The sequence below is a fragment of the Virgibacillus dakarensis genome (genome assembly GCF_900155625.1).
Lineage (GTDB): Bacteria > Bacillota > Bacilli > Bacillales > Amphibacillaceae > Lentibacillus_C > Lentibacillus_C populi.
Genome location: NZ_LT732554.1, coordinates 208,221 through 223,365 on the forward strand (window position 1 = coordinate 208,221; position 15,145 = coordinate 223,365).

16 protein-coding genes are annotated in these 15,145 nt (G+C 41.5%); 6 read left to right on the top strand and 10 right to left on the bottom strand.

Features of this window, described 5'->3' with window-relative positions; translation table 11 throughout:
* Positions 1 to 39 precede the first annotated feature (39 nt).
* A complete protein-coding gene (locus tag CZ382_RS10575) occupies positions 40 to 1,449 on the bottom strand; it encodes an ISLre2 family transposase (protein ID WP_088049839.1) in 1,410 nt (469 codons plus the stop codon).
* A gap of 206 nt (positions 1,450 to 1,655) precedes the next feature.
* Here CZ382_RS10575 and CZ382_RS10580 point away from each other — a divergent pair, with 206 nt between their 5' ends.
* The 4 genes from CZ382_RS10580 (at position 1,656) to CZ382_RS10595 (ending at position 4,951) form a co-directional block, all read left to right on the top strand.
* Complete coding sequence (locus tag CZ382_RS10580; RefSeq protein WP_088051221.1) at positions 1,656 to 1,829, top strand: YfhD family protein; 174 nt, start codon at positions 1,656 to 1,658, stop codon at positions 1,827 to 1,829.
* 61 nt (positions 1,830 to 1,890) lie between these two features.
* Positions 1,891 to 2,136, top strand: a complete 246-nt coding sequence (locus tag CZ382_RS10585) for a DNA alkylation repair protein (protein ID WP_088051222.1) — start codon at positions 1,891 to 1,893, stop codon at positions 2,134 to 2,136.
* A 167-nt stretch (positions 2,137 to 2,303) separates the two neighbouring features.
* Positions 2,304 to 2,750: a YueI family protein gene (locus tag CZ382_RS10590; RefSeq protein ID WP_088051223.1), complete on the top strand. Its 447-nt coding sequence runs from the start codon at positions 2,304 to 2,306 to the stop codon at positions 2,748 to 2,750.
* A 206-nt stretch (positions 2,751 to 2,956) separates the two neighbouring features.
* Positions 2,957 to 4,951: an acetoacetate--CoA ligase gene (locus CZ382_RS10595; RefSeq protein ID WP_088051224.1), complete on the top strand. Its 1,995-nt coding sequence runs from the start codon at positions 2,957 to 2,959 to the stop codon at positions 4,949 to 4,951.
* A gap of 164 nt (positions 4,952 to 5,115) precedes the next feature.
* Here the strand turns inward: CZ382_RS10595 and CZ382_RS10600 are convergent, their stop codons facing one another.
* A complete protein-coding gene (locus tag CZ382_RS10600; RefSeq protein ID WP_088051225.1) occupies positions 5,116 to 6,021 on the bottom strand; it encodes a LysR family transcriptional regulator in 906 nt (301 codons plus the stop codon).
* 125 nt (positions 6,022 to 6,146) lie between these two features.
* Between CZ382_RS10600 and CZ382_RS10605 the strand changes: the two genes are divergently transcribed.
* Both CZ382_RS10605 and CZ382_RS10610 read left to right on the top strand, forming a co-directional pair.
* Positions 6,147 to 7,181 carry a YeiH family protein gene (locus CZ382_RS10605; protein ID WP_088051226.1) on the top strand — a complete coding sequence of 345 codons (1,035 nt, stop codon included), beginning with the start codon at positions 6,147 to 6,149 and terminating at the stop codon, positions 7,179 to 7,181.
* A 30-nt stretch (positions 7,182 to 7,211) separates the two neighbouring features.
* Positions 7,212 to 7,634: a universal stress protein gene (locus tag CZ382_RS10610; protein ID WP_088051227.1), complete on the top strand. Its 423-nt coding sequence runs from the start codon at positions 7,212 to 7,214 to the stop codon at positions 7,632 to 7,634.
* A gap of 115 nt (positions 7,635 to 7,749) precedes the next feature.
* Here the strand turns inward: CZ382_RS10610 and panF are convergent, their stop codons facing one another.
* From panF to CZ382_RS10645, 8 genes are all read right to left on the bottom strand, one after another.
* The gene (gene panF, locus CZ382_RS10615) at positions 7,750 to 9,222 is read right to left on the bottom strand and encodes a sodium/pantothenate symporter (RefSeq protein ID WP_088051228.1); all 1,473 of its coding nucleotides are present in this window, start codon (positions 9,220 to 9,222) and stop codon (positions 7,750 to 7,752) included.
* On the bottom strand, positions 9,219 to 9,503 hold the full coding sequence (locus CZ382_RS10620) for a YhdT family protein (protein ID WP_088051229.1): 285 nt from the start codon (positions 9,501 to 9,503) through the stop codon (positions 9,219 to 9,221). Before CZ382_RS10620 ends, panF begins: the two co-directional genes overlap by 4 nt.
* An 88-nt stretch (positions 9,504 to 9,591) precedes the next feature.
* Positions 9,592 to 9,903 carry an MGMT family protein gene (locus CZ382_RS10625; RefSeq protein ID WP_088051230.1) on the bottom strand — a complete coding sequence of 104 codons (312 nt, stop codon included), beginning with the start codon at positions 9,901 to 9,903 and terminating at the stop codon, positions 9,592 to 9,594.
* 166 nt (positions 9,904 to 10,069) lie between these two features.
* A complete protein-coding gene (locus CZ382_RS23720) occupies positions 10,070 to 10,207 on the bottom strand; it encodes a hypothetical protein (RefSeq protein ID WP_159457788.1) in 138 nt (45 codons plus the stop codon).
* A 77-nt stretch (positions 10,208 to 10,284) separates the two neighbouring features.
* Positions 10,285 to 11,769 carry an aldehyde dehydrogenase family protein gene (locus tag CZ382_RS10630; protein WP_088051231.1) on the bottom strand — a complete coding sequence of 495 codons (1,485 nt, stop codon included), beginning with the start codon at positions 11,767 to 11,769 and terminating at the stop codon, positions 10,285 to 10,287.
* A gap of 33 nt (positions 11,770 to 11,802) precedes the next feature.
* A complete protein-coding gene (gene dapA, locus CZ382_RS10635; protein WP_088051232.1) occupies positions 11,803 to 12,696 on the bottom strand; it encodes a 4-hydroxy-tetrahydrodipicolinate synthase in 894 nt (297 codons plus the stop codon).
* A gap of 24 nt (positions 12,697 to 12,720) precedes the next feature.
* The gene (gene nhaC, locus CZ382_RS10640; protein ID WP_088051233.1) at positions 12,721 to 14,139 is read right to left on the bottom strand and encodes a Na+/H+ antiporter NhaC; all 1,419 of its coding nucleotides are present in this window, start codon (positions 14,137 to 14,139) and stop codon (positions 12,721 to 12,723) included.
* A gap of 71 nt (positions 14,140 to 14,210) precedes the next feature.
* Complete coding sequence (locus tag CZ382_RS10645; RefSeq protein ID WP_088051234.1) at positions 14,211 to 15,131, bottom strand: proline racemase family protein; 921 nt, start codon at positions 15,129 to 15,131, stop codon at positions 14,211 to 14,213.
* Between the last annotated feature and the right edge of the window lie 14 nt (positions 15,132 to 15,145).

The following is a 15,145-nucleotide window of genomic DNA, read 5'->3' on the forward strand; positions in this document are numbered from 1 at the left end:
GGTCTTAAAAACCAAAGACCGTTCCATCAAAAACGAGGTTTATTGTAATATTTTAAATAAGTTACCTATGGCTGTTGAATGAGCCGCATATAAAGCGACAGAACCTTGTTTTACACCAATAGATGGTTGTGTTGGCTGACGTAATAATTGGGCCACTCTGACAGCTTTTTTTACATCCCGTTGTTTCCTGGTACTCCGTTCATTGCATTTCAGATAAGCGTTACGCAATGTATTATTCAACATGCCTTGTTTGATTTTCACCATTGCCTCCGCACCATCATTACTCCAATGCATTCCACGCTTTTTCATACGAAAAGACACATGCCGCTGGTTGGATTCCATAGCACCGAGTTTCCTGGCATCTCTAGGGCTGTCTGTTACAATATCCCGCCAGTCGTAAATGCGTTCCCAATTGTTGAGAATGTAACTGCGAAAGACGTTGATTTTCTCCATCTGCTTATCGTCTTCCAATGTGCTTTCGTATGTATCTAATTGAAGCTTGAATGCTTCTAAATCATGTTCCTTCAGTGCCTTTCTTCCTGCATCTTTATAGGCATTTCCTGCACTGCCAAATGCACGGTTAAATCCTTGTGAGATATGATAGTCATCCAGTTGGTTTAAAATCGGTTTATTCGATTGGGAAAAAGCAGCTTGAAACCTTTCAACTGTATAACCCGGGCCACCGTCACTGTTAGTAACAACCTGTGCGTCTTCCAGTGTATATCGGCTGGATGCCATCGCCTGCGTTTCATCCCAAAATGCATCTGTAGATTGCGTTGTCATAATTACTGTCGGTTCCTTAAGGGATACACGTTTCCCGTTTTTCTCCCATCCTTCATACATGATCGCATGGTGCACTTCCATACTCTGTTTTTTTTGGAGTCCGCGGACAAAAACACCATCTGCCTCGGCATAAAAGAAATCAACCTTTTTTCCTTCTGGCAGGGACGCTGCTTCATCCAACTCTTTCACCATCTCTTGATCCATCTCTGCCTGGGCTTTACCCACAGTCTTTACCATATTTCCTACTGTTTGGTGACTTAAACTTACAGGTGTCCATTCCTTGAGAGTACGGGCCACTTGCCGGTATGTACTTTCACTCGCCATTTCAGCTACTTTCAGTTCCACCAATGGACTGTATCGCTGCCTATCCCGCAGACCAATCCACTCATCCAATGGATAGACTGCTTTTCCCTTTTTATCCCACATCAACGTATGATCAAAGGTAACCGTCCCAAACATAAATTGTACACTTCTTGAATCTGTGGTTTCCACTTTCCAGTCATCTGCACGTCTTTGTGCCACAATGACTTGATTTAATTCACTGAACATACGCCCCACCAAAGAGGAAAAGAAGTTATACATTAAAATTTGAGCTCTCTCTTCAAACTCCACTAGATTCGTGGTATTCTTTATTAATTCATACAGCTTTGATATAATATGATCCATGAGAAGGCTTCTTTCTAAAATGTATTATGCCGTGCAAAGCATACATTTTAATGATAGAGCGCCTTCTCTTTTTTGGCTATCAAAAAGTACCGCAATTACTACCGAGTATAATTTTACACATACAAACCCGAAATATCCACATGAATTGAAATAAACGTGCACATACTATACCTGTAAGTTCTATTGATTATAAGGTGGTGGATAATGTGGGACGAGATGAGCACAACAAATCAAGAGGTAGAAACTACCTTGCACAAACACCAAAGAACCTCAAATCAGATGGAATTGATGTAGAATTTGCTGAAGAATTAGCCGACCAAGATGATAAAGAAGCCCAAACAAGAAGTAAAGCAGCAGACAAACGGGTTAAAAGAAGCTAAGGAACCGGGGGGTGCCTGTCACTCCCCGAATTTTGTCAACAATTATGTGGAGGTGTTTTTGATGGGACATGCTTATCGGTGCCCGAACTGCAAGACAAATCGTTCGCGGTTTAATTTAATTGAGCAGGTTGCTACACCGGTAAAATTAGATGCGCAAACCGGTGATGTGATAAATGATTATGCAACTGAGGAACCAGAAGTTTTTCATATTACATACAGTGGTCCGGCGTTCAGGATTCAATGCGGTGTTTGCGGGTTAATCGAAGACGAAAACACGTTTATCAAATTTGCTCAGTATGCTAAATAAAGTAAAACTTCATTCAGCAGGAAATTATAACCCGTTAATGCGTAACAAATTAACACAGATTTATTTATAAGCAACGGCAATTTTTTATATTACGAAAGATTATTTGCCTGGACATTCGCTAATTGTGTACAATATAGTAAAGGACAATAGGACTAGGATGATAAAAAATGAAAAAGGTAGAGGATTACCTTAACGAAGGGATATATGGTGTCCGCAAACCGAAACAGGCTGAACGATTAAAGTACTTAGGGACACTGCGGGAGCGTATTGTGGTGGCACTCTCAAAGGGTCAGGTGATGGCAGATAAAGGATTGAATGGCCTGGAGGATGCCATGCAAAAGCACCCTGATAGCAAACTTTTACTAAACGGTCATATCCCGTCCCGTTTTTTTGAAGAGGAAAGGAAATTAGCTAAAATTTACAATATACCTTATACAAGTATAACGAACGAAGATTATGATTCCGAAATCGGGGCGGTCTTAACCTACGATTTTGCCATAGATAAGGAAACTATTTTTGTCGATGACGATGACGATAGTGTGACGGAAAGAAAGCAGGATGAACCAAAATCCCTTTTAGATAAAATCAGGCACTGGTTTTTTCCACCAGTTTGAGTAGTAATAGCTGGAAGCCATTCAAAACCATCATCACTGTCTACCGTCCAGCATAAAGAAATTTGCTCTTAATTAAAATTGCTACCGGCTTTCCCCTATAGAAAAAGAGATATGTGCATGAGGATCGACAATGCAACCTCTTTACACATGGAAAGCGGTTTCTTATAATAGTAGTAGTCATTATTCAGGAGCATAGGGGGAGTTGGATGGCTACAATTAAAGAGGGAACATTACTTTGGCAGCCCGATGAGAACCGAAAACTAGAAGCAAATATTTATCAATACATGACATGGTTAGAACAGCATAAACACGTGAATTTCACAGCTTACCATTCGTTATGGAAGTGGTCTGTAGAGGAGCTGGAATTATTCTGGGAATCGATCTGGGAGTATTTTGATATCCAAGCGGATCAACCATACAAAGCCGTCTTATCGTCACATGATATGCCTGGTGCAAAATGGTTTCCAGGAGCGACAGTTAATTACACCGAACATATTTTCAGAAATCGTGACGAGCAAAAACCAGCTATTATCCATTCCTCAGAGATAAGGAAAACCTCTGAAATCACGTGGAAACTGCTCTATAAAGAAACGGCAGCACTACAGCAAACATTGAAAAACCTTGGTGTCCATAAAGGGGATCGCGTCGTTGCATATGTTTCCAATATCTATGAATCTGTTGTTGCATTTCTGGCAACCGCAAGCCTTGGCGCCATCTGGTCGAGTGCTTCACCTGAATTTGGTACGCAAAGTGTAATTGATCGTTTCAAGCAGATCGAACCGAAAGTAATGGTGACTGTCGATGGCTATCGTTTTGGTGGAAAAAGCTTTGATCGTTTGGCAACTGTTGAAAATATTCAAGCCGAGCTTCCAACGCTGGAGGCAACGATTGTCATACCTTATTTGCAGAAAAATCCGGATTGCACTCGATTGAAAAATACGACGATGTGGGACGAGGCAGCGCGTACGAATGTGCAAGCGGAACTTGCCTATGAGCATGTCGGATTCAATGACCCGCTTTGGGTATTATTTTCTTCTGGTACTACCGGTAAACCAAAACCAATTGTACAAAGTCAAGGTGGTATTTTACTCGAACACTTAAAGGCATTAACCTTCCATGCTGATCTTGATGAGAATAGTCGTTTCTTTTGGTTTACAACAACAGGCTGGATGATGTGGAATTTTCTTGTCGGCGGCCTTTTAACAGGCAGCACAATCATTTTATACGACGGTAGTCCCGGTTATCCGGATAAGAATATGCTTTGGAAATATGCTGAACGAACCAAAATGACTGTCTTCGGTACAAGTGCAAGCTTTATCACCGGATGTATGAAAGATGAAATCACCCCAGGTAAAGACTTTGATTTAAGCCATTTGCAAAACATTAGTTCAACCGGATCACCACTACCGCCAGAGGGATTCCAGTGGTGTTATGACAATGTTAAAGAGGATTTGTGGATTGCTTCAGCAAGCGGTGGAACCGATGTATGTACAGCATTTATTCTTGGTGTACCGATTTTGCCGGTTTATGCCGGGGAACTGCAATGCCGCGGACTTGGTGCAAAAATTGAAAGCTTTAATGATATGGCCGAAGCGCAAATAGATGAAGTTGGTGAGCTCGTATTAACCGAACCATTTCCGTCTATGCCAATATATTTTTGGAATGATCACGATGGCAGCCGTTTACGCGATAGCTATTTTGACGAATTCCCTGGAACATGGCGACATGGAGACTATCTGAAGGTTACAAACCGGCATACATGTGTTATCTATGGACGCTCTGATGCAACGATCAACCGTGGAGGGGTACGGATTGGTACAAGTGAAATCTATCGAGCTGTCGATCAGGTGAAGGAAGTCGCTGATAGTTTAATAGTTGATATTCCGGATAAGAACGGTGATTCATTTGTTCCATTATTTGTTGTAATGAAGGATGACTACGAACTGACAGATGACATGAAACAATCAATCAGGAAACAAATTAAAGAACAATGTTCACCTAGACATGTCCCGACAGCTATGTACAAGGTTTCAGATATTCCTAAAACATTGAATGGGAAAAAGCTCGAAATTCCGATTAAGAAGATACTGATGGGGAAAACGGTTGACAAGGTAGTAAACAAAGGCTCGTTGGCTAATCCAAAGTCACTGGATTATTTTGTGAAATTTGCTGATGAGCGACTTGAAACGAAAATAAAATAGCGCTAAACAAAAGCGGCACTTAACGCTGAAACTGGACGTGGCTCATCTTATAACGAACTAAATAGCCTAACCGACACTTTTCTTACCTGTTAAAAATAATGTGCTCAATTATGTCATTGTCATAAGCAAAGGGATGTCCTTTGCTTATGAACAATGCTTATTTTTTATCTTTTACCATTATGAAACGTGGTCAGCATCTTATTATTGCGCAATAAACCAAGAAAGACCTCTAAAGCTTTCGTTTGAAACGGGGATTTCGTTACAATTGAAAACTTTCTTGAAAACGGCAGTCCTTTGATGTTGATTATGTTTAGATCCCCATTCCGCAATTCTTTTTGGATTGCCCACCGTGATAATAAGCTAATCCCCAGTCCAGCCTCAACCGCCTCTTTAATCGGCTGCGTGCTGCCAAAATTCATTAATTTAGCGGGAGAAAGTTTAAAGCGATGAAACACTTTTTCTGTTGCTTCCCTTGTACCAGATCCTTTTTCCCGGACGATCCACGTCACCTTTTCTAAATCCAGGATTTCAACACCTCTCTTTTTTGCCAAGATATGATTAGGAGAAGCAACAACAACCATGTAGTCCTCAGCAAATTCCTCTACCCTTAACTGCTGATCTTTAAAATGACCCTCGACGATTCCGACATCCAATTGATGGGTGGCCACTAAATCGGCGATCTCTGTTGTATTGCCAATCGTAACAGTAGGATGAATATCCGGATATGTTTCCAGCAAATTAGCAATAATACGTGGCAACAGATATTCCCCAAACGTGTAGCTGGCGCCAATCGACAATGGCCCTTTTGCTTTATTCACCAAATCATCAACAAGATGCTGCATGTTGGTATACAAGCCAAGAATTTCCTTTGCATGGTGATAAACAATTTCGCCCGCTTTGTTTAGACGAACATATTTATTCGTTCGTTCAAGCAAACGTGTCCCAATATTCTCCTCAAATGTACGGATATATTGACTTACGGATGGCTGTGTCATATGAAGTTCTTCCGCTGCCCGGGAAAAGTTTTTCTTTTCTGCTACTGTTACAAATACTTGTAAATGTTGATCCATTTTTCATCACCACCAAATTTATATTTATAAATTCCATTATACGATTTTACTTATCATAACTATTATAATGATTTATTTTCCTTATGGAAATAAATATCCTATGCTAGTAACTAGGAGGTGCTCAAATGGCGTTACAAAATTCAATTCAAGCCCCAAAACAGGAAAGTCCGTCTGTACTCGTCAAATGGTTTGGCGGTGTTGCATTTACTTTTTTCATTGCATTATTAGGTTATCTTTTAGCATTGGTCCCTGGATTTGACCATGTCGGACAATTGGCATGTGCAATTATTATTGCCGTCGTTTTCCGGCAAATTTTTGGATATCCGGAAGTAATTCGTTCAGGTATTGCTTTTTCATCCAAGCGATTACTTCGGGCAGCCATCATTTTATATGGACTTAAGCTAAATATTGATACAGTACTACATGATGGATTGGGACTACTTGTTCGTGATGCAGGGGTTATTATTTTTGCCATCTTTGCAACGATCTGGATAGCAAAAGTATTGAAAGCTGATAAAATGATTTCCCTATTATTGGGTATTGGAACCGGAGTTTGTGGGGCAGCCGCGATCGCAGCTGTAGCACCGATTGTTAAATCAAGGGATGAGGATACCGCAATCGGTGTCGGCATTATTGCCCTCATGGGAACGATCTTTGCGATTGGCTACACCATTCTACGGCCATTTTTACCATTGGATGCAATCGATTATGGTATCTGGTCGGGTTCCAGTTTACATGAAGTTGCCCATGTAGCACTTGCAGCTGAACCTGCTGGTGAACAGGCAACAGCAATTGCTTTACTTGCAAAATTGGGCCGTGTATTTTTACTCGTACCACTCTGCTTTATCTTTATTTATATCATGAAGCGGAAAAACAAAGACTCTGAACAACCCGATGCCAAAATTGAATTTCCATGGTTTTTGGTGGGCTTCATTATTTTAAGTGTTCTAGGAAGCTATGTGTTTGGCCATTCGATTCCAGTATCAGATGGCGTCATGAATGCTGTTTTCAATATCACCACATGGTTACTAACTGCCACCATGGTCGGACTTGGTCTAAATGTTAGCCTTCGTGATTTACGGACAAAGGCATTGAAGCCACTGATCGCAATGACAATTACATCGGTTTGTCTTACGGTTATCGTTTATTTTATTGTATAGGATGAAATTTTCAGAAAAGGGGATTGCCAAATGAAAACATTTCTATTTGCTACAGATGGCTCAGCATATTCCGAGCATGCCGCACAGCTGACTGCTGAATATTTAGAAGCTTGGCCGGAAGCAAAACTCATTGTGTTATACGTAACAGCAAAAGAAAATTACGCTTATGACCTTGTTCCCGAATCTGTAGACAATTATGAGGAACAACTAACAAAGCAAATTAAGGAGGATGTAAAAAATCGTTTATTCAGTAATTGGAAGGATCGTGTTCAATTCATTCATCAGACAGGGCACCCAAGTATAACGATTTGTAACGTTGCAAAAGAAAAGCATGCTAATTTAATTATCGTTGGCAGTCACGGACGCGGCTTAGTCGACAGAGCATTATTGGGGAGTGTTGCACACGGTGTACTTCATCGGACACATATTCCAGTCCTTGTCGTTCGAAAATAAAGCCGTTATGATTTTTCGCACGACTTGGGATTGCGCGGCCGTCTCACTTTACCGCATGCCTAACGCTCAGATTGTGCATAAAGCTGCCTTGCCACGGTGCAGGCGTCTCTAGATTTCACGGCCGCGTCCCTTTTATATGAATCCCTTTCCCCCTATTCTCTCCCAGGCATCGTTTTTGCGTTACCAAGCTAACACCTACATACGCAACAAATGACAGGATAACTGGCAGTACTACCGAATGAAGTCCGAACGGTTTTGGATAAAATTGATCAGACAGGACATATAATACTATGCCAACAACCATCGAAGCGAGCACACCATATTTGTTTCCCTTTTTCCAATATAATCCCATAATAACCGGCCAAATAAATGCTGCTTCCAGTCCGCCAAAAGCAAACAGGTTTAACCAAATAATCAAATCAGGCGGGTCTAAAGCCATGATAAACACGAGGACGCCCAATAGTCCCGTAACCCCCATACTCAGGCGTTTAACTTTTGTATGGGATGCTTTTGGCTGTATATAATTCAAATACAAATCTTTTACAACTGCTGAGCTGACCAAGAGCAGCAAAGAATCTACTGTTGACATGATTGCCGCCATCGGAGCCGCTAAGACGATACCGGCAAGCCAATTTGGCAGTACTTCAAGCGCGATAAGCGGCATTACTTTATCGCCAACTTCGATACCGGGTAAAATTGGCCGTGCAAACACACCAATCAGATGCATGTTCAGCATGATAAATCCAACCACAATAGTGCCAATAATTAATGCCCGGTGCATCGACCTCGCGTTTTTGTATGACATTGCTCGAACAGCAATCTGCGGAAGGGCAACTACACCAACACCAACGAGAATCCAAAACGACGACACATATGCTGGTGTTAATGTACCATCCGCTCCGAATGGTGTAATTAAATTTGGATTCTCCGTACTTAAATCCGTTATTATATTGGAAATACCGCCTCCAGCAATAATCGTGGCAATCAGCAAAATAAGCGTCCCAACAAACATAATAATGCCTTGTACCGCATCCGTTAATGCGACAGCCCGAAAGCCACCAATCGTCACGTAAATTAATACAGATAATGCAAAAATAAACAATGCACCCGTATACGGTATACCTAACAATGATTCAATTAATCTCGCCCCGCCGATCCACTGGGCCGCCATTGCGGAGAATAAAAAGATAATAATGCTAAATGCTGATAATAATACAACCCACTTCGACCGGTACCGTTCCTTTAAAAAGTCAACCATTGTCACTGCATGATATTTCCGGGTCACAATCGCAAATTTTTTACCGAGTACCATTAGCACAAAATAGCCAGTTGCAACCTGGGTCATTGCTAATAATACCCAGCCAAGTCCCTCGGTATAGGCAGTACCTGGCCCACCGATAAAACTGCTGGCACTGCCATATGTAGCTGTCATCGTCATTGCTAAAACAAAACCGCCAAGATTGCGATTGCCCAAAAAATATTCCTGAATAAATGAATTCGATGTTCTCACCGCTTTACTGGCCCACAAGCCAACAACAAAAATAACTATTAATAACCCGATTAATGGAACTACTGCTTGCCAATTCATTCGCTTTCCTTCTCCTCATCAAACGGTATGTCCACAAACCATTTTTTAACGGCAATCGTTACCAATATGACCATGACAATAAATCCAAGGACACAGCTATAAAAAAACCATGCCGGCAAGCCCATAACATAGGAATAGTCGGATGGATCCTTTCCTCCTAGTCCATAGGCAAACACGAACCACCAAATAAAGTTGAAAATAACTAGACCAACACCAATAAGTGCTTCTCGATTGGCAATTTTATAGCGGTAATCTTTATCCTGCTTCTCAATATCTTTCATTTCTGCTGTTCTCCTTTAAAAACTATCAAGTCCTACTACCAATTACTATAACGGAAAAAATATCGCGTTTCAAATATTCAAAATATAATTAACACGGTCCCATTTGCTGGTACTTTTGTGAATCAATTGTACCATCACTGTTGAAGGACACCCCTTCACTTTCTAATGAAAGCTTTTGGATAGCCCCTAGTTCTTCATTTTTAATACTTATTTCTCCTTGTGCATTAATGACACGGTGCCAAGGAAGATGGTATTTCCTGCTCATGGAATGAAGAATACGTGATACCTGTCTCGCTCCTCTGGGGCTTCCGGCAAGTTTAGCAATTTGACCATACGTCATGACTTTACCCTCCGGAATACGTTGAATGATTTCGATTACGTTAGCCGTAAAGCGCTCCATATGTAATCCTCCATACCAATTGGAATATGTTATATTTTATCACAGTAAATACTGCTATGGATAAATTACATACTAATATACTGCCAGCTAAGTTTCACCAACTTTTTTGGTTGAAAATAAAAGGGAAGTTCAAGATCGTCACATCTGAAGTTTCCTCTCATTTAACCTAGTTTAAAACAATGTAATCTTCCCCCATTATTTCATTAAAACCGACCTTTAACACATTATCCGGAAAATCCCGCATTATAAATTCCACCGTTTCTTCACGATTCGCTTCACGCCCATCGGAATAAAAATAAGTCAAACCTATTCTTTTCTTAAATCAAGCCTTTATACCAAAGGGGAACCGGCTCCTTCACCGATTCCCCTTTTCAAACCTGCTTATTGTAAATTCACCCACACCATTTTTATTTCCGTGTAATTATCCAAAGCATAATTACCCATTTCGCGTCCGATACCTGATTGCTTATAGCCACCAAACGCAGCAGCAGGATTTTCCTGGTTGTAGTCGTTGATCCAGACGGTTCCTGCTTTCAAGCGATGGGCAACTTGGTGACCAGTCTTGATATTTTCCGTCCAGACCCCGGCAGCCAAGCCATAAATGCTGTCATTTGCTCGTCGCACAACCTCTTCCGTTGTATCGAATGGATGGACCGTTACAACCGGGCCAAAAATTTCTTCTCTGGCAATGGTCATATCATCGTTGACATCAGCAAAAACGGTTGGTTTAACAAAATATCCTTTATCAAACACTTTTTCGCCACCAGCGACAAGCCGCGCTCCTTCTTCCTTCCCAATTTTAATGTAGTTAAGAACACGGTCAAACTGTTCCTTAGATACGAGTGGTCCCATGTCTGTTTCCGAATCTAATCCATTACCAAGCTTCACTGCTTCTGCCCGCTTTGCTAATTCTTCTACAACGTAGTCATAATGTTTCCGGTGAACGTATACCCGTGATCCAGCACTACAGTTTTGCCCGTGGTTATACATAATCCCCTCAAACGCACCCTCAATCGCTTTTTCCACATCAGCATCCTCCAAAATAATATTCGGAGACTTTCCACCGAGCTCAAGGGTAACGTGTTTAACCGAGTCAGCGGCCTTACGCATAATTGATTTACCAACAGCGGTGGATCCAGTGAATGCCAGTTTGTCGATGTCTTCGTGGTCAACAATTGCTGCACCAGCGGTTTCCCCAAAACCAGGTACGAGATTAACAACGCCATCCGGGAAGCCTGCTTCTTTAAACAGCTTTGCCGCATAAAGCAGGGAAAGTGGTGTTTGCTCGGCTGGCTTTAAGACGACCGTACAGCCGGTAGCAAGTGCCGCACCCAATTTCCAGGAGGCCATCGATAATGGAAAGTTCCAAGGTATGATCTGGCCGACTACACCTACTGGCTCATGCCGGGTATAATTTAAATAGTCCGGAGAAATTGGTACGGTCTGTCCAAGAACCTTTGTTGCCCAGCCTGCATAATAGCGAAAATGCTCAGCTGTTCCATCAATATCATCTTCCAGAGCTACCGCAAACGGTTTTCCGTTATCCAATGCCTCTAATTGAGCAAGCTCTTCTCTGTTTTGTTCAATTAAATCAGCGAACTTGTAGATAAGATGTGCACGCTCGGCTGCAGTAAGCTTCGGCCATTCGCCTTCTTCAAATGCCGTTCGTGCTGCTTTTACCGCTTTATCAACGTCCGCTTTATCTGCCTCGCTTACTTGAGCAAGGACTTCTTCGGTTGCCGGATTAAACACTTCAAATTTCTTCCCACTAATTGCCGGAACAAATTCACCGTTGATATAAAGCTCCTTATCTCCTTCTAAAAATTCTTTTACCTTTGGCTTTAACTCAGCTTGTGACGTAATCATTATAATTCCTCCCTTAACAAAGTTAAAAAGTGTTTATTTTTCAGTAACAAGCAAACTGTCCAAAATTTCCTTCAGTTGAGCGTCTTCTTCATCGGTCAATGGAAGTCTTGGCTTACGTGACGGACCACCTGCTAACCCTTGCAAATCCATGGCCCGTTTAACGATTTGTACATATTTTCCTGATCCCTCAATATAGTTGCAAAGTGGAAGCAGTTTGTCATACAATTCCCATGCCCGGCCAATGTTTCCTTCTTGAACACAATTAAATAGATCAGTAGCTAGTCGTGGTGCGATATTTCCCGCGACAGAAATCCACCCAGTTGCCCCTACTAAAAACGACTCAAGTGCCAGATCATCCGATCCACAGAATGTTTTGATAAAACCATTTCCTTGTCTTGTGATGTCACGAACTTTGCGAATTTCCCCGCTCGATTCTTTAATATGCGTGATATTATCAACATCGCGACCAACCTTTAAGATCGTTTCCGTGTCAATATCGACGCCCGATGTGAACGGATTGTTGTAAATCATGATTGGTAGACTGACAGATTCTGCAACTGTTTTAAAATGCTCATAAATTTCATGATTTTTTGGATGGGCATAATAGGAATTAATCAGCAATGCTGCATCAGCACCAGCGGCCTCGGCGTGCTTCGTGTATTCTACCGCATCTTTTGTTGTTTCAGCAGCAGTACCGACGATCAGTGGAATGCGTTCGTTAACTTGTTCAACTGCCGCCTCAGCTGCCTTAAATTTTTCTTCCTTCGTTAAACTAACAAATTCTCCAGTACTTCCGTTAACAACAATGCCTGCGACACCTTCGTTAATGAAGTGTTCAATATTTTGCTTTAATCCACCATAATTCACTTCTCCATCCTGATGCATTGGTGTGATAAGAACTGGAAATGCTCCTTCTAGTTTTTTCATTTTGAAATTCCTCCCTGATTGATTTTATGCGTTTACCGCTTTTTCATCCTTATTGTTTTCTTCTTGATTTGTATACCAAATAAATTTATTGGTAAATCCATAAATAAGCGATATGACAATAACTAAAAAGTTAAACCATAAAAATGGCAAATACGTTATCGTTGATACACCGAGCGTTGCCGCCATAAAGACACCTCCATCTGACCATGGAACCATTGGTGTGGTTACAGTGCCACCTGCCTCGGTATTTCGTGAAAGCACTCGTCGATCAATGTTTAAACGATCATAGTTTTCTTCGGTAATTTTACTTGCTGTTATGATAGACACATAGGCTGCTCCACCGAAGAAGTTACCAAAGAATCCGGAAAGCAGGGTTGTTAATGTCGTTTTTCCCGCGTTGTCTGCCCATGCTAGCATAGTATTGCATATCACCCGCAGGATCCCGATTTTCTCCATCAATCCGCCTACCCCAAGGGCAAATAGAATGAGTACGATTACACCAAGCATGAATTCAATTCCGCCGCGATTTAATAGATTGTCAATAAAATCAACGCCAGATTCGATGTTGTTGCCAGAGTATAAGCTATTAATAGCATCTAACAATGCAACATCCTGAAAAAGATACGCCCATACAGAACCTAACAGCGCACCTAACAGGATGACCGGTATGGATGGTTTTTTAAGTGCCAGCATCAAGATGACAACAGCAGCAGGAATTAACATGTACCATGCAATGTTAAAATACTCGCTTAACGATGTCATCGTTGATTGTGCCTGACTTAGATCCCCATTACTGCCGTGGAAAAAAAATCCGGTGCCAAGGAATAATAAAGCTGTAATGATAAATGCTGGTGTACTGACAAACAACATCGATTTAATGTGCTCAATCAAGTTGACTTTTGACAATGATGCCGTCATGACCGTTGTATCGGACAATGGCGAAAGTTTATCCCCCACATAACACCCGGAAATAACTGCACCGGCGACAAGTGCGATTGGAAAACCAAAGCTTACACCAATCCCCATCATAGCAATACCGGCAGTACCAGCTGATCCAAACGATGTGCCAGTCGCTAATGAGGTTATCGCACAAATAATAAAAGCCGCCATCAAAAATATACTTGGATCAATGATCGATAGCCCGTAATAAATGATACTAGGTACGACACCACCTGCTATCCAAGTACCAATTAGTGCACCTACTGAAATCAGTACCAATACAGCCTCAAGTCCGTCGTAAATTCCTTTCAAAATTCCGTCCTGCATCTCTGAATAGGTGTACCCGATTCGGAGCCCTACTAGCATGATCATAAACCAGGTCGTTAAAAGTGCCAGTTGAATCGGTATTCCCAGCTGTACGACAAACAAAAACATAATGACTATGAAGGCTATCAGTACAAATAGCACCTCTCCAAACGTCGGCAATCGCTTTTCTGCGCTCATTATCCACTCTCCCTATTTAATCGTTTTCATAGTAAGCGCTTCTCTTGATGTTAACAAACCCCCCTTTTGGATTATTTCAACAAAAATCCATGTTCTAATGGATCTTCCTGGTCGTAAATAAATTGATGCACTCCCGTGATAAACGCCTGTGTCTCAATGGAAAATTGACAACTTGCTCCTTCAATTAATCTAGCCGTCAACGTACTGTCAAAAATACTTTGATTGGTCAGCTGTGTTAATGTATCAGACTGATCCAGCAAAGCTGCGAATATACTAAATGTGCTGTCCATCCCTGGAGATCGCAATATGCTTCCATCTCTTTCGAAAGTAACGGATCGAACGTTACTTCCATGAGAATCAGCGGAATCAATCATGATGATGCCGGCAAATGAAACACCATTTTTACCCAGTGATTCTGTGGTTTGTTTTCCCCACTTTTGAATCGGGGCTAAATATTCCATTTCGATCCCCAGTATCGATTCTGGTTTTTCGTAAATCAAGTAGTTACGGGCATGATCTACTTCTACCAAACTATATTCCTCCGTTGTTTCGATAATCCGGCAGGCATCACTCTCCACCAGGACCGTTTGTACCTCTTGATTCTCGAAACTAGCATAAACAGACTGGACACCACCTGCTGTTTCGATCTGATAAACGTTATTGTCATGTTTTGCCAGATTACCTGTTTCCAATAATGCAGTAACGGTAGCCACTAATCCGCCATACATAAATTGCACGTCACGCTCGTGATGAACAAAAACACACGCAAAATCTGCCTTGTTAGATGGTAAGACGATACATCCATTCATACCACGATGCCCACGCGGTTCATTTAGCAGCAATGCTTTTTCACGCGCATATTTTTCCTCAATTAATGCCTGATTCAATTCTATACTTTGTTCGTTTAGCATAATCGGCGAATGAACAATAATACGGATGGCCTCACCCGCAACATGGGTATCAATTGTGGTAAACATTTTATTAACGTTCACGTGAACACCTCCCT